At 43.3% G+C, this 19,516-nt stretch carries 18 protein-coding genes and 1 pseudogene; 4 read left to right on the top strand and 15 right to left on the bottom strand.

Features of this window, described 5'->3' with window-relative positions:
• Positions 1–181: 181 nt before the first annotated feature.
• The 14 genes from ACH10T_RS03875 to fliF all read right to left on the bottom strand — a co-directional run bounded on the left by ACH10T_RS03875 (position 182) and on the right by fliF (position 13,583).
• Positions 182–2,029, bottom strand: coding sequence for a hypothetical protein (locus ACH10T_RS03875; protein WP_394808015.1), 1,848 nt, complete (start codon positions 2,027–2,029; stop codon positions 182–184).
• Between the two features lie 204 nt (positions 2,030–2,233).
• Positions 2,234–3,031, bottom strand: coding sequence for a flagellar biosynthetic protein FliR (gene fliR / locus ACH10T_RS03870; RefSeq protein ID WP_394808014.1), 798 nt, complete (start codon positions 3,029–3,031; stop codon positions 2,234–2,236).
• Positions 3,032–3,134: 103 nt separating this feature from the next.
• Complete coding sequence (gene fliQ / locus ACH10T_RS03865; protein ID WP_394808013.1) at positions 3,135–3,407, bottom strand: flagellar biosynthesis protein FliQ; 273 nt, start codon at positions 3,405–3,407, stop codon at positions 3,135–3,137.
• Between the two features lie 12 nt (positions 3,408–3,419).
• Positions 3,420–4,148, bottom strand: coding sequence for a flagellar type III secretion system pore protein FliP (gene fliP / locus ACH10T_RS03860; protein ID WP_394808012.1), 729 nt, complete (start codon positions 4,146–4,148; stop codon positions 3,420–3,422).
• 112 nt (positions 4,149–4,260) lie between these two features.
• On the bottom strand, positions 4,261–4,698 hold the full coding sequence (gene fliO, locus ACH10T_RS03855; RefSeq protein WP_394808011.1) for a flagellar biosynthetic protein FliO: 438 nt from the start codon (positions 4,696–4,698) through the stop codon (positions 4,261–4,263).
• Between the two features lie 7 nt (positions 4,699–4,705).
• The gene (fliN, locus tag ACH10T_RS03850) at positions 4,706–5,155 is read right to left on the bottom strand and encodes a flagellar motor switch protein FliN (RefSeq protein ID WP_394808010.1); all 450 of its coding nucleotides are present in this window, start codon (positions 5,153–5,155) and stop codon (positions 4,706–4,708) included.
• Between the two features lie 16 nt (positions 5,156–5,171).
• Positions 5,172–6,149, bottom strand: a complete 978-nt coding sequence (gene fliM / locus ACH10T_RS03845) for a flagellar motor switch protein FliM (RefSeq protein WP_394808009.1) — start codon at positions 6,147–6,149, stop codon at positions 5,172–5,174.
• A gap of 7 nt (positions 6,150–6,156) precedes the next feature.
• A complete protein-coding gene (gene fliL / locus ACH10T_RS03840) occupies positions 6,157–6,645 on the bottom strand; it encodes a flagellar basal body-associated protein FliL (protein ID WP_394808008.1) in 489 nt (162 codons plus the stop codon).
• Between the two features lie 341 nt (positions 6,646–6,986).
• Entirely contained in the window at positions 6,987–8,168 is a 1,182-nt protein-coding gene (locus tag ACH10T_RS03835; RefSeq protein ID WP_394808007.1) for a flagellar hook-length control protein FliK, read from the bottom strand.
• A gap of 82 nt (positions 8,169–8,250) precedes the next feature.
• Positions 8,251–8,709, bottom strand: coding sequence for a flagellar export protein FliJ (gene fliJ, locus ACH10T_RS03830; protein ID WP_394808006.1), 459 nt, complete (start codon positions 8,707–8,709; stop codon positions 8,251–8,253).
• 27 nt (positions 8,710–8,736) lie between these two features.
• Positions 8,737–10,134 carry a flagellar protein export ATPase FliI gene (gene fliI, locus ACH10T_RS03825; RefSeq protein ID WP_394808005.1) on the bottom strand — a complete coding sequence of 466 codons (1,398 nt, stop codon included), beginning with the start codon at positions 10,132–10,134 and terminating at the stop codon, positions 8,737–8,739.
• Between the two features lie 2 nt (positions 10,135–10,136).
• On the bottom strand, positions 10,137–10,844 hold the full coding sequence (locus ACH10T_RS03820) for a flagellar assembly protein FliH (RefSeq protein WP_394808004.1): 708 nt from the start codon (positions 10,842–10,844) through the stop codon (positions 10,137–10,139).
• Positions 10,845–10,921: 77 nt separating this feature from the next.
• Complete coding sequence (gene fliG / locus ACH10T_RS03815) at positions 10,922–11,917, bottom strand: flagellar motor switch protein FliG (RefSeq protein ID WP_394808003.1); 996 nt, start codon at positions 11,915–11,917, stop codon at positions 10,922–10,924.
• Positions 11,910–13,583, bottom strand: a complete 1,674-nt coding sequence (gene fliF, locus ACH10T_RS03810) for a flagellar basal-body MS-ring/collar protein FliF (protein ID WP_394808002.1) — start codon at positions 13,581–13,583, stop codon at positions 11,910–11,912. Before fliF ends, fliG begins: the two co-directional genes overlap by 8 nt.
• Before the next feature lie 342 nt (positions 13,584–13,925).
• On the opposite strand from fliF, the gene ACH10T_RS03805 reads away from it, so the two are divergent.
• The 3 genes from ACH10T_RS03805 (at position 13,926) to fliE (ending at position 16,854) form a co-directional block, all read left to right on the top strand.
• Complete coding sequence (locus tag ACH10T_RS03805) at positions 13,926–15,116, top strand: sensor histidine kinase (protein ID WP_394808001.1); 1,191 nt, start codon at positions 13,926–13,928, stop codon at positions 15,114–15,116.
• Between the two features lie 4 nt (positions 15,117–15,120).
• Positions 15,121–16,431 carry a sigma-54-dependent transcriptional regulator gene (locus tag ACH10T_RS03800; protein ID WP_394808000.1) on the top strand — a complete coding sequence of 437 codons (1,311 nt, stop codon included), beginning with the start codon at positions 15,121–15,123 and terminating at the stop codon, positions 16,429–16,431.
• 99 nt (positions 16,432–16,530) lie between these two features.
• Positions 16,531–16,854: a flagellar hook-basal body complex protein FliE gene (gene fliE / locus ACH10T_RS03795; protein WP_394807999.1), complete on the top strand. Its 324-nt coding sequence runs from the start codon at positions 16,531–16,533 to the stop codon at positions 16,852–16,854.
• Positions 16,855–16,894: 40 nt separating this feature from the next.
• On the opposite strand, the gene ACH10T_RS03790 is transcribed toward fliE, so the two are convergent.
• Positions 16,895–18,748, bottom strand: coding sequence for an ABC-F family ATP-binding cassette domain-containing protein (locus ACH10T_RS03790; RefSeq protein WP_394807998.1), 1,854 nt, complete (start codon positions 18,746–18,748; stop codon positions 16,895–16,897).
• Positions 18,749–19,407: 659 nt separating this feature from the next.
• On the opposite strand from ACH10T_RS03790, the pseudogene ACH10T_RS03785 reads away from it, so the two are divergent.
• Positions 19,408–19,516 (top strand): annotated as a pseudogene (locus ACH10T_RS03785) (IS5/IS1182 family transposase); the annotation flags it as partial.

The raw sequence follows: 19,516 nt of genomic DNA, 5'->3' as shown, positions 1-19,516 counted from the left end.
CTCAGGGAGTGACCGCTTCAATTTCGACCAGAAAACGATCTCGTCGCGTCTGTTTCTTCTTTGACGAATATTCCAATTCAGAAAAGCTTGATTGCATTTGTTTATCCAATATTATCAACATGATGAATTTTATCAAACTTCAGAAACTCATATCGATATGTTTGAATAAATAAGTGTTTCCCTAAGTCTTAGTGCTTGAAACAACCCTGTTACGAGAATGTTCTGCGGCAGCAATTTCTGCTCGTATTCTCGCAGTTGCCGCGGCGGTAGCTTCTTTATCAACTTGGGAACGCGCAAACAGTGCCTCCTTAGCCATAACTTCAACAGCTTCCCGGGCTGCTGCAGCTTCCAGTGCTTTGGATTCCAGCGCTATGCGCTCCTGCATAGCGGCAAGCGCAGCCGATTCGGTTCTGGCTTTTTCCAATGCGATTCTAGTAGCAGTTTTTTCTGCTTCAAGTTGCGCTTTGGCTTTATTGGTAGCGATAATTTTTGCTTGCGCTCTAGTAATTGCCAATCCTGTGATTTTTTGCTCAATCTCGAAGTGCTCAACAACAGCTTGTTTTGCATCGGCTATTGCTTTGGCACGAATCTCCGCGTCCTCCAATAAGCGTTGCTCCAAATCCGCTTGAGCATTTGTTTCTTGTGCAGCAAGCATATCTACTTGGGCTTTTGCCTCTGCTGCAGCTCTCAAGCTGATTTCAGCCTCCGCCCTGCTCTTTGCTGCTTTCCTTGCAGCTTTCTCTGTTTCTGCACGTGCTTCCGCTTTTTTAATAGCTTCTTCATCTGCTTTAATACGTTTCTGGTACTCTTTGCTTGCGTTGGCCTCCGCTTTCTTCTTCTCACTTGCAACCGTTTTGGTTTCTTTTTCAGCACGCAAGGCTGCCTCTGCAGCAGCCAACGCTTCAGTTTCTATCTGCATCCGCTGATCGGCTTCTTCCAGCAACTCAGACTCTGCAACGAGACGAGCCTTGATTGCATCAGCGGCTGCATTCTCTTTTGCAAGAATGGATTTCGCTATTTCAGCTGCAACTCTCTCCGCATCTGTTTTATCGCGTGCCGCGATGGTCGCTTGGGCATCTAACTCAGATCTTTTTCTCGCTTGTTCTGCTGCGATCTCTTCAGCTTCGGCCTTTTCTATCGCTGCTTGCACCGCAGCAGCTTCGGCTTTCAGCCTATCCTCTTCCATTTCTTTCGCCCGTTTCTCTGCATCCAGACGTTCAGTAGTCTGAGCCAAAGTTTGCGCCTCTATTTGCGAGCGAATCTGCATTTCCTCAATGATTTGCTTTTCAGCTTCTTCTTGAGCTTTAGCCAGTGCTATGGTTTTTTGCGTCTCCTGAATTTTTGCATTGGCGAGCATTGCTGCATATGTTTCTGCTTCTATCGCAGCCAGAGCAAGCAAACGCGCTTCATCGGATACTTTGGCTCGATGCATCGCAGCTTCAGCAGCTTCATTCTCTTTTAGTGTGGTCGCATGCACCTTATCCAAAGCGGCGGCTTCTTGTTCAATGCGTTTCTGCATTTTCTCGACAATCGAAGCTTCTGCCTTGATCTTAGCTTCCAATAGCGCATTCAGGGATTTCTCAGCTTTAATCTTCTCTTCCGCAAGCTGCCTGGCTTTTATTTCAAATTCCCGTCTGGCATTAGCCTCTCTGATTGCCAAAGCATCAGTTTTAGCCCGAGTTCTGGCTTGATCAGTAGCAAGCGCTTCAGCCTGGATTCTTGTTTCTGCCGCAATTCTGGCATTAGCCTCGGCCCGAATTCTCGCTTCAGCAGTTACTTTCGCGATGTTTTCTGCTTCAATCCGCTTGTGCGCCTCCTTGATTGCCCGATCTTCCGCGCTTAATCGTTCACGATAAGCCGTATCCAAAAGTTGTTTAATTTCATCACTTGATGCAAATTGTTGAGTGGAACTCATTGCATTGCTTAATTGTAACTCGTCGGCAGACGTAACAATTTCTTCGTCATGCTGTGCCTCCGGCGATGAAGAAAATTTGCGTAGCGAACTAAGTAAGCGTGACTTAAATGTCATAAGTTATTAACCAAACCGGCAATTATTTGAACTGCCAATGTTAATAAATAGTTTCCGATAAATAGATGATCACTTTAACAGTTCCAGACAAAAATCTTGTATCGAAAAAGAAGGGAAATATTGTCTGTTTATGTATTGTGAATCAAAAAATCTGCCTACTTATACATCGGAAGGAATTTACTCTTGCTGCAATCGATAAATCAGCTATCGCATATGGCTTTTATTGATATTAAGAATTCCCATTATTAGATTTAAAGCATCACGCACCAGATATTCCAGAATCGGTGCATAAAAAGGCATACTGAACGCCAGAACGAAGAGGCCAATAGAGAGTGTCAGTGGAAAGCCGACCGCAAAAATATTTAATTGCGGCGCAACACGTGTCAGAATACCCAAAGCGAGATTGGTAATCAGTAGCGCCGTAAGAACGGGGAGTGACAATTGAAGACCTGATTTAAAAATTTCTCCGCCCCAATTTGCAAGTGTAGTAAATGTTACATTTGTAATTCCTTCTAAACCAACAGGTAATGTGCTAAAGCTCTCTGAAATCAAAGCAATCATTATCAAATGACCGTCCATTGCAAGGAATGCCAGACTGGCAATTACACCCAAAAAACGACCTATGATATCTATCTGACCGGAGTTTTGCGGATCAAAGAAAATTGCAAAGCCAAGACCCATTTGCAAACCAATCAATTCACCCGCCGTTTCCACCGCAACAAATACAATGCGCATGACAAATCCAATAGCGACACCAATCAAGACTTGTTGCAGCAAGATGATTAAACCGATACCGGAAGCTGGATCAACCTGCGGTAATGATTTTTCGACTACCGGCATTACCAAGATAGTGATCATGACTGCCAGCCCCAGCTTCACCCTGACAGGAATACTTGGGTTTCCTAAGATAGGCGCAGTTGCCACCATCGCCAGGATTCTGCTGAGCGGCCAAATGAATGTTGCCAGTAATGTATTTAATTCTGCAGTGGTTATACTGATCATTATGCTAAATCACTCGTTTTATGATTGAACGCCAATACTGGCCAGATCAACGATAGAAATCCGCATATACAGCGTACAGCGCCAAACCATGAGCCTGTCGGCGTTAACTGACTGCGAGCCAAGGAATGCTGGTAAAGAGCCGTTGCATATAGTCTGTCATGAGAGTGATCATCCAAGGTCCGGCCAGCACAATCACCAGAAACATCACCAATAATTTAGGAATAAATGACAAAGTCATTTCATTAATTTGAGTCGCTGCTTGGAAGATACTAACTAATAAACCAGTTGCCAAAGCAGAAAGCAACAAGGGGGCAGAGAGTATAAATGTCATTTCAAGCGCTTGCCGACCGATAGTCATTGCACTTTCTGGAGTCATACTATGTTTCCTTCAAGTATAGAAGCTTTTTGCCAAGGAACCGATAATGAGATGCCAGCCATCGACTAATACAAAAAGCATTAATTTAAATGGAAGTGAAATAATCATCGGTGACAACATCATCATACCCATGGCCATTAGTACGCTTGATACAACCAGGTCAATGATTAAGAATGGAATAAATACGACAAAACCAATCTGGAAGGCGGTTTTTAGTTCGCTCGTGATATAGGCTGGAACAAGTATTTTCAACGGCACTGTGTCGCGGCTTTCGAGCTCTTCACTGTTCGAGATTTGTACAAAAAGTGCCAGATCTGTTTCCCGGGTCTGGTGCAACATAAACGATTTCAGCGGCACACTCGCTTTCTCACCCGCCTCCATAATACTTATTTTATCTTCAGAAAAAGGCAAATACGCTTCCGTATAGACCCGATCAATGACCGGTGACATGATAAAAAAGGTCAGGAATAACGCCAATCCGAGCAATACCTGGTTAGGTGGAGAAGATTGTGTGCCCAACGCCAGCCTCAGCAACGACAAGACAATGATAATACGCGTGAAACTTGACATCATTAATACCAACGCAGGTAAAAATGTTAGCGAAGTCAGTAATAAAAGTGTCTGTAAGCTCAGCGTATAAGTCGCGCTCCCATCGGAATTAGGGGAACTGGTAAATGCCGGAAAACCGGATTTTTGCGCAAATGCAGGCACAGCGATAAAACCCACGAAAAGAAACGCCATCTGTAACAGATTACGTTTTGTAATTCTGCTCAGGCAGCAAGAAAAATCTACCCGAATCCTATGACAAATCAATATGCGTTGAAAGCATGAATGAATGATTGATGCAAAGCTATTATACATTTTCTTTTTTTATGCTCTGATTAAGCTGCGTAGCAAATGTTTCAACAGGCGGATTATCCGGTGTCGTACTGGCAGTGTCTGTTAATGGCTTATTCATGGTATGTAACATATTGACTCGACCGGGCGCCACACCGAGCACCAGCCACGTATTATCAATTTCGACAACAATTACCCGCTCTCTCTGGCCAACTCCAGTCGCCGCAACAACCTTAACGACGCCTGCAGCAGCAGGTGATATCAACGAGAAACGTTTAAGTAACCAAGTAATACCTCCTATGATCGCCAGTACCAGTAATAATCCACCCATCATCTGCAACGTATTTTCAGTTGATATCACGGAAGGTGGGGGCACATAGCTTGGTTTCCCTGTTTCAGCCAAAACAGGGAACGAAAATGTCAGCATCAAAAGCATCAAATATCGGCTTGGCATATCAGCTCTAGCGATTGAGTTTACGGATACGTTCACTGGGTGTAATAATGTCGGTCAACCGGATACCGAACTTATCATTAACAACTACGACTTCACCTTGCGCAATCAGACAACCATTGACCAGTACATCCATAGGTTCACCGGCCATGCCGTCAAGCTCGACAACCGAACCTTGAGCGAGTTGCAACAAGTTCTTAATTGCAATCTTGGTGCGACCCATCTCAACTGTCATCTGCACAGGGATGTCTAGAATCATGTCGATATCATGACGGGCATTATTCGCAGCGCCATTTTTTCCGAGTTCCTGGAAAACCGATGTTGTTGCAGACTGCGAACCGACCATCGTGTTGTTATTTCTCTCTGGCACATTGGCTGCCGGGGCAGATGCTTCTTGCTCTGCCATCGCAGCAGCCCAGTCATCCGTCTCAGCTTGATCGTTTTCTGTAGGCTCTGACATTTAAATCTCCAATAAATTATTCAATTTCCGATGGGGAAATCATTGCATTGACTCTAAGTGCATACTGTCCATTCATGATGCCATAGTGACAGTCCATAACAGGTATGCCGTCAACATTTACGGTAATGGTTTTAGGAATTTCCAGCGGAATGATATCTCCCGCTTGCATACTCAGAATCTGTTCAAATGTAACTTTCGTATGCCCGATATTAGCAACCAGTTCCACTTCAGCCATTTGCACTTGCTTTGACATCAATTTGATCCAGCGTTTGTCAACTTCCAGATGATCGCCTTGCAATGCGCTATATAAAGTATCTCTAATGGGTTCAATCATTGAATAGGGAATGCAGACATGCAATTCGCCGCCTTGGTTACCCATATCGATATCAAAAGTAACTGTAACGACTACCTCATTGGGTGTAGCAATCGTGGCAAATTGAGGATTCATCTCAGATCTAACATACTCAAATTTAACCGGGTATACCGACTTCCAGGATTTTTCATATTCTTCAAATACCACATCAAGCAAACGCCGAATAATACGTTGCTCAGTCTGGGTAAAGTCCCTTCCCTCAACTCTCGTATGGTATCGACCATCGCCGCCAAACAAATTATCCACAATTAGGAAAATCAGATTGGGATCAAAAACGAGCAATGCTGTCCCTCGTAGGGGTCTCATTTGAATCAAGTTGAGATTGGTCGGAACCACCAGATTACGTACAAATTCACTGAACTTGATAACTTTGACGGGACCAACTGCAATATCCACCGTACGACGCATGAAATTAAATAAACCGCTACGCAGTAAACGTGCAAATCGTTCGTTGATGATTTCATACGTAGGCATCCGCCCGCGAACAATGCGTTCCTGCGTAGCAATGTTATAGGGTCGAACACCCCCTTTCTCTTCTTCCTTCTGCACCTCATCGGCTTCGCCAGTGGCGCCTTTGAGAAGTGCATCAACTTCGTCTTGTGAGAGAAAATCTTCAGCCATCTGTCGTTTACTGGATCACAAATGATGTAAATAATACTTCCAGTACATCCTCTTGCAGTTCTGATGAATCCAATGATTGTTTGATTTCATCCACAATCTGTTGACTTAACTGTTGTTTCCCCACAATACCTGTGATATCTGCCGATTTCTTACTGGAAAGTAACATGAGGATACGATTGCGAATAGCCGGCATTTGCTTCTTAATCTCCGCTACGACAAGAGTTTCTTTGGTTTTCACGGTTAATCCAACCTGCAAATATTGACTATTGTCTTCCGGTTGAAGATTAACTGTAAAAATATCAAGATCCACAAATGTGGTTGGTTTTTCCTTAGGTTTTACAGGCTCGGAATCTTCATCACCTGACATTTTCATAAAATACCAAGTACCACCGCCACCTGCAACGATAGCGACGACTGCTATCAAGATGATAATAATCAATCCTTTCTTGCTTTTCTTTCCTTCTGTCGCTACTGGTGCTTCAATAGTTTTTGACATTTTTCTCAACTCCTTATTTGATGAAATCAATTATCTTCGACGAGGCAGTAAACTGATATCACAAATAACAATGAAATAATGTCACTATTTCCAGATACAAAAATTAATAGAGAGTCCGTCAGGTATGCATGCTGATTTCTGATTGAGAGAATATTCGTATGATCTGACCGGTTAGTTTAATTTCAGATCAAACAAAAAACAAAGAAAAAACAAAACCCGAATGGTTTATACGGCTATCTAGAGAAGCTATTATCTGTCACACGACCGGATCGGATAGCGTGACAGATTATGCATAGGCGATTGATTCACAAAAAATCGAGTAAACCTGATTTTATGAATCATCAGGCATAGGTATTGACCATACCGATATGCTGATTTGGCGTGACAGTTGTTTCAATTTGACCCACAGTCTCCGGTCTTGCACCTGCCATATTGTTGGTATCTTTTGCGGAATGATAGGCCTGCTGCTGTCTATTGTCTTGCTGAAATGAATCAGAACCGACCATTACATTACCCAATGTAATACCGTTCTCAGCCATCATTTCTCTTAATCTAGGCAATGCTTGCTCAATCGCTTCACGCACGGCCAAATGAGGAGATGAAAACTGCGCTGTCGCCTGATCCTGCGTAATACTCAGCATCACTTCCACAGGTCCAAGATGCGCCGGGTTTAAACGAATTTCAGCTACTTGGTGTTGCTGGGAAGACAACCAGACAACTTTTTGTGCAAATTCCCCACCCCACTTTGGCTGACCTACTGGGAGATCAACATGGATGTCTTGTAGTGTCGTATTCAGGGGAATGCCGGAAGCAGAGCTGCTTAGGCTGAATGGCTGTGAGGAAATTGATTCGCCATGTGTTGAAAATATCGATTCCCTTGCATTAACCTGAATGGCTTCATTAATCTCCGAAGAAAATGGAAGAAATTTGCCATAAGCGGCAGAATCTACCGCATCCAATGATTGCCATATGTTGTCGGATAAATAATTAGAACTGCTCGCAGCCAAATTTGGCTGTGCAAGCTTTTGTTGCAACAATTGATTGCTAATGGGAATCGTTGAACTCACAATCTGTTCACTATCTAGGGGAACCAATGCATTCTGAGTTGATAGGGTCAACGCCAGCGGCAAAGTTGAAGCTTCAGTCATTGCATCTGGATTTAATACGGAATTCATTGCGCTTAACGCCGGATCGGTTTTATACACACTACCCGCATTGCTAAGAAGATTTTGAATGAAGCTGTTCGCATCATCGGTTGTTGTTGCTACAGACGTGGTTGTATCCGTATCTTTATCCGTGTCTTTAACTGTATCTTCTGAAGATGCTGCACCATCAGAATGTTCTTTTGTGTCAGAAGTATTGTTTGTCTCATGCTTGCCCGTTGCTTCAGATACTTCACGCTCCAGGACTTTACCAAACTCTTCTGCAACAGATTCTTTAGTGTCGGTTGAACCGGAATTGATCATTGCTACAGGATTTTCAGCTGAAGATTTGATTTGAGGTGCAACTAATATGTTTAACATAAGTTTTTAGTCTCATACAATTAATAATGCCATCAGTAAATAAGCAACTTCTATACCAGTCTGACTATTACTGGATATATTGCTAACCACCTTTGTGCAGAAATAAATCCCGATGTAGAGAATTCGATGCAAACTCATCTTGCACTTTCTGCTCCAATTTTAATTGCTTCTGATTCTCTTCATTATGTTGACGTTGCGATAGCATATCGTAGGATTTTAATTTACGCTGGCAAGACAAAAATTCATTTCCTCCTTCTATCCTTTTGTTTTTCGTATATAAAACTGTTTGTTGTTGCTCAGTGACAGCAGCGTCAAGTTTATTCATAAAAGCAATAAAATTTAGCCATTCAATATGGTCAATTCCTTTCTCTGTGGAATTCTGAAAGTGTGACTGATAATTATGCCGGTACTGCAAAAGTAAATTTAATTTTTTTTCTGCTTCTTTCTGTTGCAAATTCAATTTTCCAAGTTTCTTCGCTGAAGAATCAGCCCGCTGTTGCGCCAGGTCCAAAAGCAATTTTAGCGATGATGTAGTTGGCATAATAATTTTCGTCTTCGATTACCGTATTTATTCGCTTTCAAACAATTTTGTTAGTTTTTCAAGGCTATCGGTAAAATTCTCATGCTGAGACATATTCTGCTGTAAAAATTTTTCAAATGCAGGATACAGCCTGATAGCTCGATCCAGTTCCGGATCTGTTCCGGCAACATAGGCGCCGACACTGATCAAATCATGGCTACGTTGATACCGCGAACATAGGCTTTTAAATTTCCGTGCCATATCCACCTGTTTCTGTGGAACCAGACTGGTCATGACGCGACTGATTGATGCTTCGATATCGATTGCAGGGTAATGTCCTGCCTCGGCTAATCTTCGTGATAAAACGATATGACCATCGAGAATGGCGCGCGCACTATCAGCGATGGGATCATTCTGATCATCACCTTCCGTCAACACGGTATAAAAAGCCGTAATGGACCCACAATTTTGATTGCCATTACCGGCACGTTCCACCAATTGCGGTAATTTAGCAAATACAGATGGCGGATAACCTTTGGTAGCAGGCGGCTCGCCGATGGCCAGGGATATTTCCCTTTGCGCCATGGCATAGCGAGTTAATGAGTCCATAATGAGTAAAACATGCTTGCCAGTATCTCGAAAATACTCGGCAATGGCTGTCGCGTAGGCTGCGCCTTGCAAACGTAATAACGGTGAAGTGTCAGCAGGTGCCGCAACAACAACTGAGCGTGCAAGCCCCTCCTTACCAAGAATATTTTCTATAAATTCTTTAACTTCACGGCCTCGTTCTCCAATTAAGCCAACAACAATCACATCAGCGGTGGTATAACGTGCCATCATGCCAAGCAGTACGCTTTTACCCACACCGCTACCCGCAAACAATCCCATGCGTTGACCACGCCCAACAGTCAGTAGCATGTTAATCGCACGTACTCCAACATCGAGCGGCTCACTAACAGGAATTCGTTCTAATGGGTTATAAGGACGACTGTATAGCGGTACGCTTTGTTCTGCACGAGTGGGGCCAAGACGGTCGAGTGGTTCCCCAACACCATTTAAAACACGGCCAAGCAGTTCAGGTCCGACAGAAACATGCTTAGCACGATCTGCTGCACGCCTTCGTGGATGTTGAAAATTACCAATCTTGGGAGATTCGCCAACAGGTTCTGTAGGAACGACTTTTGCGCCCGGAGACAATCCATAAACATCACTGGATGGCATTAGAAATAAGCGCTCTCCAGAAAATCCGACAACTTCAGCCGAAACATGATGACCATTCGACAGAAAAATGGTACAGCTACTGCCAACAGCCAATCTGAGCCCTATTGCTTCTATAACCAGCCCTGCTACCCGTGTAATTGTTCCGCTTAATAAGAAAGGATTTGCGGGAGTAATCAGCTGAGTGCAGCTTTTTAAGAAACCGTCCCATTGCTCAGAATAAGCCATAATCAGTCTTTCTTCTCAAGCCATCCGTCATCCTGACCAATGGCTGATAATACCCTCTGCCAGCGCACTTCCAGGCTTCCGTTAATTTCACTACCACTGGCTTCAATACGGCATCCTCCTCTGGAGATCTGCTCATCTTCACGAACACACAAGTGATCCTGCTCCAGCTGATCATTCAGATGCACAAGTACCAATTTTGCATCCTCCGGATGCAAAAAAAGACGGGGATGTTGCATCGCATTTGGCAAATTACGGATAGCTTCTTGCACGATAGGTATGATTAGTTCAGGTTTTAGTTTTAATGCTTGTACGACCACTTTTTGGGCAAGTTTAATTGCCAGTTCTAATAGGCTGTCAGCCACCTGCTGATCCATTTCATGCAGATCTTTGTCAAGCTTGGATAGCAGTTCTTGAACGCGCGCCACTTCGGCTTTAACTTCAATTTCAGCAATTTTCCTGCCTTCTGCGTAGCCTGCTGCGTTACCTTCTTGCAGTCCTGCTGCATACCCATCTTCTTTGGCACGCTGAAAAATTGCAGCAGCATCCCCTTCGATCGGCAAAGAAACCCGAGGCTGTTCATCGGCCTGTATGCTGGTTTCAGTCTCCGCTTCCTGCGCTTCTCTAGTTAAATCGGGTGTCTCAAAAGAATTCATCTCCCATCGCTGATAAGCGTCGAGTTTCTCTTTTGAAAAATAATTACTTGCAATCATTGACAAGCCTCTTTTTCAGTAATAAATAGGCACGCGATTGGCTATTGATTAAGCTCAGCTGACGAAAAATCCGTCAACTAAATGAAACCATCATCACCTTTTCCACCTAGTACAATCTGCCCATCGTCAGCCAGCTGGCGTACAACCTTAAGAATTTCTTTTTGTTCCGCTTCCACCTCGGATAGTCTTACCGGGCCTTTACTTTCAAGATCTTCCCGCAGAGCCTCAGCGGCACGTTGTGACATATTCTTGAAAATTTTCTTACGCAATTCTTCTTGCGCACCCTTCAAAGCGATAATCAAAGATTCCGACTGTACTTCCCTGAGAAGCAATTGGATGCCATGATCATCAATATCAATCAGATTATCAAATACAAACATTTCATCCATGATTTTTTGTGCTAAATCTTCATCGTACTGCTTGATATTTTCAATAACACTGCTTTCCTGGGCAGTTGAAACAAAGTTAAGAATCTCAGCAGCCGTGCGAACTCCGCCCATAGCAGCTTTACGGATATTAACGCTGCCTGATAACAACTTGGTTAACACATCGTTCAATTCACGTAAGGCATCAGGCTGAATACTGTCCAGTGTTGCGATACGTAATAACGTATCGTTACGTAACCGCTCGGTAAATAGGCTTATGATTTCACTCGCCTGATCACGCTCCAAGTGAACCAGAATCGTGGCAATAATTTGTGGATGTTCATTCTTGATGAGTTCTGCCACCGAAGGTGCATCCATCCACTTCAATCCTTCGATACCGCTGGTATCACCACCGTTTAAAATACGATCAATGAGATTGGCAGCTTTTTCATCGCCCAAAGCACTGGTCAGAACCTTCCGGATATAATCAGCCGAATCCTGACCCAAAGCGGTTCTCCCTTCGGCTTCATTGCAAAACTCTGATACGATGTTTTCAATCTCACTACGCGTTATGTTTTGTAGAGTAGACATCGTTTCACCCAGTCTTTGCACTTCCTTGGGACCCAACAGCTTGATCACTGATGCCGCTTCTTGCTCACCCAAAGTCATCAGCAAAATTGCGCTTTTTTTGATTCCTTCCTCAGCCATTTTTAGATATCCACTCTTTCACCACGTTGGCGACGATAGCAGGTTCATCTACAGCCAATTGCTTAGCTTTCTTAAGATTCTCATCAAATATCGATTTCTGAATGGCTTGCAGTGCCGTTCCATCCCCATGTTCTGACAATTGACCCAACGCAGCTTCACCAGTTAGTTTTTCAGGCTCTGGTGGGGGCTGTTGGGTTAAGCTTTTTAGAAATGGGCGTAGAATTTTTAACAAGAAAAATAAAACAACAGTTGTAATTAATAGCTGTTTCCCGATTTCTTTTGCCAGCATGATGACATCGGGATCCTTCCAAAGTGGGATATCCAATACTGTTACAGTATCAGCAGTAAATAAACCATTAGTTACGGTCAGCGAATCGCCGCGTTTCTCGCTATAGCCCATGGCTTCTCTGACAAGACTGTTGATTTCCTTAATCTCTTCAGCAGTTAACGGTTCATACGTCACTTCTCCGTTTTCATCAACTTTTTTACGATAATTCACTACAACAGCGGCAGATAATCGTTTGATATTGCCAGTCGATTGCTGAGTGTGCTGTACGGTTTTATCTACTTCATAATTAATCGTAGATTCCTTTTTCTGATCTGTCGGTACAGGTGGTGTTTTATCATCCGCTTCTTTGTTTTCTCCTCCCGCTTCAATAGGTGCTGCAGCAGGTTCAGGCGGACGATTTGTCAGTGCTCCTGGGATTCCCCCATCAATTTTAGAGCCGATGGAGGTCGCTTCGAGCGTTTTTTGACTACGAATAGCGGCAGCTTCTGATTCAGTGTTATTGGGTCGATAAATTTCTTCAGCACGTTCAATACGAGAGAAATCCATATCAGCAGTTACCTGAGCACGCACATTAGCAGCACCAGTAATAGGCGTCAGAATAGCTTCGATACGGCGAATATAATTTTCTTCAAGCTCCTGTATATACTCTAACTGTTTAGCATCAAACCTTGAGTCTTGTTTGCCATCATTCTGGGTACTGAGCAGATTGCCATTTTGATCTACGATAGTTACATTCTTCACCGGCAAACTGGGTACGCTACTAGACATCAAGTGTACAATTGCACTGACCTGCTCAACACTCAAAACTCTGCCTGGATGTAAATTGAGCAGTACCGAAACACTCGGTTGCTGTTTTTCTCTTGAAAAAACTGATGGCTTTGCAATTGCCAAATGCACTCGCGCACTTTGCACCGCGGATAATGACTGAACCGAACGTGCCAACTCACCTTCTAGCGCGCGTTGATAATTAACTTGCTCGAGAAATTGACTGGAGCCAAATTTTTGATTCTCCATTAATTCAAATCCTGGTAAACCGCCTTTTGGCAAACCCTGTCCCGCCAGCCGCAAGCGTATTTCATGCACTTGTTTCTCAGGAATCAAGATGGCACCGCCACCGCTTTCAGAGAACTTGTACGGCACGTTCATTTGTTGTAGCGCAGTAATAATCGCTGCTCCATCCTGGTCTGATACATTATTATAAAGAACACGATAATCCGGTGTCTGACTCCACATCAAGGCGCCTACCAGCAAAGCAATGACAGCAGCTGCAGAGAGAATTAATCCCAGTTTCTTTTGATTAGACAACTGACTGAATTGCGCCAACCGGATTGCTGTCGGCGGTGTTGCTGTATTGGATTCACTGAGTACTGTTGCCACGCGCTATTCTCCTGCCTAGATTCTGGACCACTTATCAAGAAAATTAATAGTAATTTTCATCACTTAGATTAACTAACTAGTTGTTATATTATAAAAATCACAAGATATATGCCCTGTAATAGTTAAACCAAGTTATTGTTCAATTTATCAATATACATGCCGTAAGAAAAACATCTTTCATGTTAAATCCACGAAAAGAGTTTTATTGAAGTGATGATTATCGATAGTTTTGTAGAGTCTGAATGCTCAAATAGAATAGGTTTGCCCATCCTATTTGCATCATTGTCGATGTTGGTATAAATGCTAAGCTACTGGCATTCCTAATAACTGCCATCTAATCCAGTGCAAACAAACAAAGTCATTGAAATTAAGCCAGTACCAGTTGATCAGGAACAGCTTCAACTTGCTTTTGCAGCTTTTAATGAAGCTTCTGAGCAGCTATCCGGCGTGTACCAGGAATTACAGCACCAGGTAGCACAATTAACCGGGGAACTGGCAATTGCAAATGGCGAGCTGCACAGACAGTTAATTGCAAAGGAAAATTTGTCTCAGCAGCTCAGTCTCTTACTGAATGCGTTGCCCGGTGGCGTAATAGCTCTGAATGGACAGGAATGTATCGAACAAGTGAACCCAGCTGCCATCTCGATCCTTGGAGAACCATTACTTGGGTTGGCATGGCATCAGGTGATTCAAGAACGTTTATCATCGACTGTAATCATCAACGAGTGGCTTACAAAACAACAAGAATCGGCAGAACAACGCCGTATCCGCATTGAAAGCAGCGCAACAGATTCAACCGGTAGACGAATCCTGCTGGTAAACGATATTACTGAAGCCTATGCCCTGCAAGATCAGATAAGACGAAATCAGCGACTCACTTCCATGGGTGAAATGGCAGCAAATCTTGCCCACCAGTTGCGTACCCCGCTTTCAACCGCACTACTCTATGCCAATCATCTGGGAAGTGATGCCCTGACTCCCGCTGAAAGACAAAAATTTGCAACCAAGACCATTGAACGCATGCATCACCTGGAACACCTAATTAACGACATGTTGCGTTTTGTTAAAGGTGAAATAACGCAACTCGAAAATGTCGAAATCAGTCATTTGTTAGCGGAGTTACGACAAGTCATAGAACCTCAGATGACCCAACATAGTTTGCAATTAATTGTGCACGACCTTAGTAAAACTGAAAGTCTGATGACTGACCGACAGGCATTATGCGGAGCGATGATAAATCTTCTCGAGAATGCCATGCAAGCGTCATCCCCGGGAGATCAAATTATTCTGAAAAGTGACGTGGAAAATGAAAACATTGTTTTAAGTGTCCATGATGATGGATCAGGTATTGATGCAGCACTGCAAGAAAGATTATTCGAACCTTTTTTTACAACACGCTCAGAAGGCACCGGCTTAGGTTTGGCTATTGTTCGAGGTGTTATACAGTCCATGGAAGGCAGTGTGCAGATTAATTCATCGCCTGATACAGGAACTGAATTTGTGATACGGCTACCAAGAAACAGAGGAGATTGACACGATGAATACACTACCCATTTTGGTGGTAGAGGATGACAAGGATTTACTGGAGGCGATTTGTGCCACCATGAAACTAGCGGGCTATCAAACATTAGCGGCATCAAATGGCAATGACGCAATGGCTGCACTACAGGAATCTCAGGCAGGAATGGTTGTGAGTGACGTGCAGATGAGGCCCATGGATGGATTCACTTTGTTAAAAAAAATTAAGGCGTTCAATCCAGAATTGCCGGTGTTGCTGATGACAGCTTATGGAGATGTCGAAAAAGCAGTTGCCGCAATGCAGACAGGTGCTTGCGATTATCTGCTGAAACCGTTTGATCCAGACAGTTTGCTGGCACATATCAAACGCTATGTACTATCTGAACTCGAACAAAATGACAAAATTGTTGCAAAAGATCCTCGTACGCGAGCACTACTTTCCCTCGCCAAGCGAGTTGCTCAATCTCCGGCAACAGTCATGCTAACGGGTGAAAGTGGCTGTGGCAAAGAAGTAATTGCACGTTTTATCCATCAGCACTCATTACGCGCATCTAGACCATTCGTCGCCATCAATTGTGCAGCTATTCCAGAAAATTTACTGGAAGCAACCTTATTTGGTTACGAGAAAGGCGCTTTTACCGGAGCAGCCCAATCTCAGCCTGGAAAATTCGAACAAGCTGAAGGCGGCACATTACTGCTCGATGAAATCTCAGAGATGCCTCTAGAACTACAAGCCAAATTGTTGCGTGTATTGCAAGAAAGAGAAGTTGAAAGAGTAGGCGGACATAAGATGATCAAGCTGGACATCCGTGTTCTGGCGACTTCTAACCGTAACATGATGGCCATGGTTAAAAGTGGTCAATTCCGTGAAGATCTGTATTACCGGCTCAATGTGTTCCCAATCGAAATTCCTTCACTTCGTGAACGCCCATTAGATATTGAACCTCTGGCGCAGAGAGTTCTGGAAATAGCAGTAACCAGCACAAGACAATCACCCTGCAGAATGACCAAAGCAGCAATAGAAAAGTTGACCCAGCACACTTGGCCGGGAAATGTCAGAGAACTGGAAAATGTAATGCAACGCGCCATGATTCTGGCTACAAATACTATCGAAACTGAGCATATCGATTTACCAAAAGCTGATTCTAGTCATGAAACTGATACAAAAAATGCCGATTCATCTTCACAAGATATCAAGACACTTGAACGTAACCATATTTTGGAAACGCTGGCGGCAGTTAATGGTTCCCGGAAACTAGCCGTAAAAAAGCTAGGAATCTCTGAACGGACGCTACGTTATAAGTTACAGCAATATCGTTTGATGAGTTAACAAGTATCGATTCTGTCGTTAGGAATCTGATTTAATAAAATTATTTGAAGTTTTTAAAGTTTTGCGAGATACTTGAAGCCAATTATGTTGGAGTAAATCATGGATAAACCTGGAATTGATAATATTTTGCAGCAATTGCAAGCAGCTTCGACATTTGCTTCCGGTACAAAAAAGCGATCCGAGACGGATGAAATAACGAGTGTAGATTTTAGCGAAAAGCTAAAATCAGCAGTAGACCAAGTCAATAATTCCCAGATAACTGCCGATAAACTGAGTGCACAATTTGTCAGTGACCAATCCAACGTTGATTTACATGAAGTGATGATTTCACTGCAGAAAGCCAATGTATCTTTTCAATCGATGATACAAGTCCGCAACAAGCTGGTAACAGCCTATCAAGAGATCATGAACATGCAGGTTTGAGTTGCGCGTTCTGATCAAACAGTGATCAGATTCATTTACTCTACTCCTCCAGCGCCATTTCCAGTTCCAGCCAGTCCGCCTCCAATTCTGCCACTTTATTTTCAAGTGTCGCGTGAACTGCACTGAGTTGATTAATTTCATCCCGAGAACGGCTCGCATAAATAGCCGGATCAGCTAACTGGCGGCTTGCTTCATCCAATTCCTTCTGTACAACCGTTAAGGCAGCTTCAAGTCTTGATTGCTTCGAAAGCAGTATTCTTTTGTTCGGTTTTGCAGATGTTTTAGATTGCGCTTTTTGTGGAGGTGATCGTGGCTCTACAACTACACTAGAACGACGCGTTTCTATCCAGTTCTTATAATCATCTAGGTCACCATCCAGCAATTGTGCTTTACCATCAGCTACTAACCACAATTCATCAGCCACTGCACGTACCAGACTACGATCATGCGACACCAGAATCACCGCACCGGTATAGGCTTCCAACGCCAAAGTTAACGCATCGCGCATTTCCAAATCCAAATGATTGGTTGGTTCATCGAGCAATAGTAAATGTGGCTTCTGCCATGCCAGTAAGGCAAGTGCCAGGCGACTTTTTTCTCCTCCGGAGAAACTGGCTACCGGACGATCTTCACTATCTCCCCCCAAGCCAAATCGCCCCAGAAATTTTCGCAAATCCAACTCAGTCTGCTTAGGTGCCAATTGCCGCATATGCTCCAAAGGCGTCGCATCACCATCGAGATTCTCCAGCTGATGTTGTGCAAAGTAGCCCATACGGATATTGGGCGTCCATTCCAATGCACCAGAGGTAGGAGTAACTTCCCCGACCAAAAGCTTTATTAATGTGGATTTCCCCGCACCATTCGGACCCAGCAAGGCAATTCGAGCACCCGCCTGTAAAATAAGATGAACATGCTGAAACAGCAAGTAATCGTCATAACCAAAACTCATGTCTTTTACGCGCAGTAGAACATCAGGACTCCGTTCAGGTGCTTCAATCTGCAATTCAAAATACCCATCTTCAACATGCACCGGCGCAATGCGCGCCAAACGTTCCAGCGCTTTGATACGACTTTGCGCTTGCTTGGCTTTGGTCGCCTTGGCACGAAAACGCCGCACAAAATCTTCCATGTGCGCGATCTTTCTCTGCTGTTGTTGAAAAGCCTGAGCATGCTGCGTTAGGCGTTCAGCGCGAGCACGCTCGAAATCATCATAATCACCGCTGTACACATCAATTTTCCGTTCGTTGATATGCGCAATGCGGTTAACGCAGGCATTGAGAAACTCACGGTCGTGTGACACCACCATCAGACTGCCCGGATAACGCGACAAATATTGTTCCAGCCAGAGAATAGCTTCCAGATCCAAATGATTAGTTGGTTCATCCAGCAATAATAAATCAGCGCGACGCATCAAGGCACGGGCCAAGTTTAGACGCATACGCCAGCCCCCGGAGAAATGGCTGACCGGATGTTCCAGCGTATGATTGGCGAAACCTAATCCATTCAATAGTTGCGACGCCCGTGCCCGCGCCGTATAACCGTTTATCGCTTCATAACGGTGCTGCGCCTCAAACCAGGCCGCATCATGTTCGGATTGAGCCAGAATCTTCTCCAGTTGACGCAATTCAACATCGCCATCAAGCACAAACTCAATCGCAGGCTGATTTGAATTGATGATTTCTTGCTCAACAAAAGCAACCGTTTTTCCCGGTTGTAAATTGACTTCACCGCTATCCGGTTTGATCACTCCGCGGACCAACTGAAACAAAGTGGATTTACCACAACCATTTTTACCGACTAGGCCGACACGTTGATCAGCAAAGATCTGAAAATTACTATTCTCGAGTAGAGAAATTCCACCTTGCAAATAAGTCAACCGCTGAATATTGAGCATAAAATATTAGTAACTATAGAACATTCAAAATACATCTTATTCTTCATACACAAAAACAAGCCCTTGTCACACAGCCCAATTATTCATATAAAAAATATAATGACACAAAATCTATTTTTTCAGTCTCACACTATACACATCAAAGTTTTTCTCAAATTAAGATTCTTAACCAGGTTAATAGCTATATTATTTTGTTTATCCACAATATCAACATACTAAAAAAATCCATTATTTATTTTTATACAGAAACAAAGAATATATTTAACAACATGATAAATAACATATAATTGAAGTGTAAAATTATTAATCATGTGTAGAACTAAGCGTTACTATTTCGATAGTTAATCGTTTAATATAGATCTTTTCCACAAAGTTATCCACAGAAATTGTGGGTAATAAGAAATACACTATGCTAAATAAGACGATAGCCCAGAAATAATAATGCGCGGCACAAAAGAGTTTTACAAAAATAAATTGGACGATCAATAATATCAACGAGTCTGAGGTGGGGTGAGGTGGGGTGAGGTAAGCTGAAAAAGGTGGAGTCTAACATTTCTGTAAAATGCTAGGGTCTGTTGACAATTGAAGATAAGTATTTAATAGAAAGAGGCAAACTCGTAATATTGAGGTTTTGATACTACCAATAAAACGAGTTTGCGATGCCCCGCTTGATGCTCAGTGATGAGTTTTGGTCGAAGCTGGAGAAGATTCTGCTTCAAGAAACCATTTATAACAAGCGCAATTTGCTTATGACGGTAGAAGGAATGC

The organism is Nitrosomonas sp. (assembly GCF_043753625.1).
GTDB lineage: Bacteria > Pseudomonadota > Gammaproteobacteria > Burkholderiales > Nitrosomonadaceae > Nitrosomonas.
Note: the sequence above shows the minus strand (reverse complement) of the source record. Positions and strands in the feature narration are given on the sequence as shown.

Excerpts from the sequence above, each read along its gene's own strand:
- ACH10T_RS03790 (WP_394807998.1), bottom strand. The coding sequence starts at position 18,748 with ATGCTCAATATTCAGCGGTTGACTTATTTGCAAGGTGGAATTTCTCTA.
- ACH10T_RS03800 (WP_394808000.1), top strand. The coding sequence starts at position 15,121 with ATGAATACACTACCCATTTTGGTGGTAGAGGATGACAAGGATTTACTG.
- fliP (WP_394808012.1), bottom strand. The coding sequence starts at position 4,148 with ATGGCGTTTCTTTTCGTGGGTTTTATCGCTGTGCCTGCATTTGCGCAA.
- fliM (WP_394808009.1), bottom strand. The coding sequence starts at position 6,149 with ATGGCTGAAGATTTTCTCTCACAAGACGAAGTTGATGCACTTCTCAAA.
- fliN (WP_394808010.1), bottom strand. The coding sequence starts at position 5,155 with ATGTCAGAGCCTACAGAAAACGATCAAGCTGAGACGGATGACTGGGCT.
- ACH10T_RS03875 (WP_394808015.1), bottom strand. The coding sequence starts at position 2,029 with ATGACATTTAAGTCACGCTTACTTAGTTCGCTACGCAAATTTTCTTCA.
- fliE (WP_394807999.1), top strand. The coding sequence starts at position 16,531 with ATGGATAAACCTGGAATTGATAATATTTTGCAGCAATTGCAAGCAGCT.
- fliO (WP_394808011.1), bottom strand. The coding sequence starts at position 4,698 with ATGCCAAGCCGATATTTGATGCTTTTGATGCTGACATTTTCGTTCCCT.
- fliJ (WP_394808006.1), bottom strand. The coding sequence starts at position 8,709 with ATGCCAACTACATCATCGCTAAAATTGCTTTTGGACCTGGCGCAACAG.
- fliI (WP_394808005.1), bottom strand. The coding sequence starts at position 10,134 with ATGGCTTATTCTGAGCAATGGGACGGTTTCTTAAAAAGCTGCACTCAG.
- fliR (WP_394808014.1), bottom strand. The coding sequence starts at position 3,031 with ATGATCAGTATAACCACTGCAGAATTAAATACATTACTGGCAACATTC.
- fliG (WP_394808003.1), bottom strand. The coding sequence starts at position 11,917 with ATGGCTGAGGAAGGAATCAAAAAAAGCGCAATTTTGCTGATGACTTTG.
- ACH10T_RS03820 (WP_394808004.1), bottom strand. The coding sequence starts at position 10,844 with ATGATTGCAAGTAATTATTTTTCAAAAGAGAAACTCGACGCTTATCAG.
- fliQ (WP_394808013.1), bottom strand. The coding sequence starts at position 3,407 with ATGACTCCAGAAAGTGCAATGACTATCGGTCGGCAAGCGCTTGAAATG.
- ACH10T_RS03835 (WP_394808007.1), bottom strand. The coding sequence starts at position 8,168 with ATGTTAAACATATTAGTTGCACCTCAAATCAAATCTTCAGCTGAAAAT.
- fliL (WP_394808008.1), bottom strand. The coding sequence starts at position 6,645 with ATGTCAAAAACTATTGAAGCACCAGTAGCGACAGAAGGAAAGAAAAGC.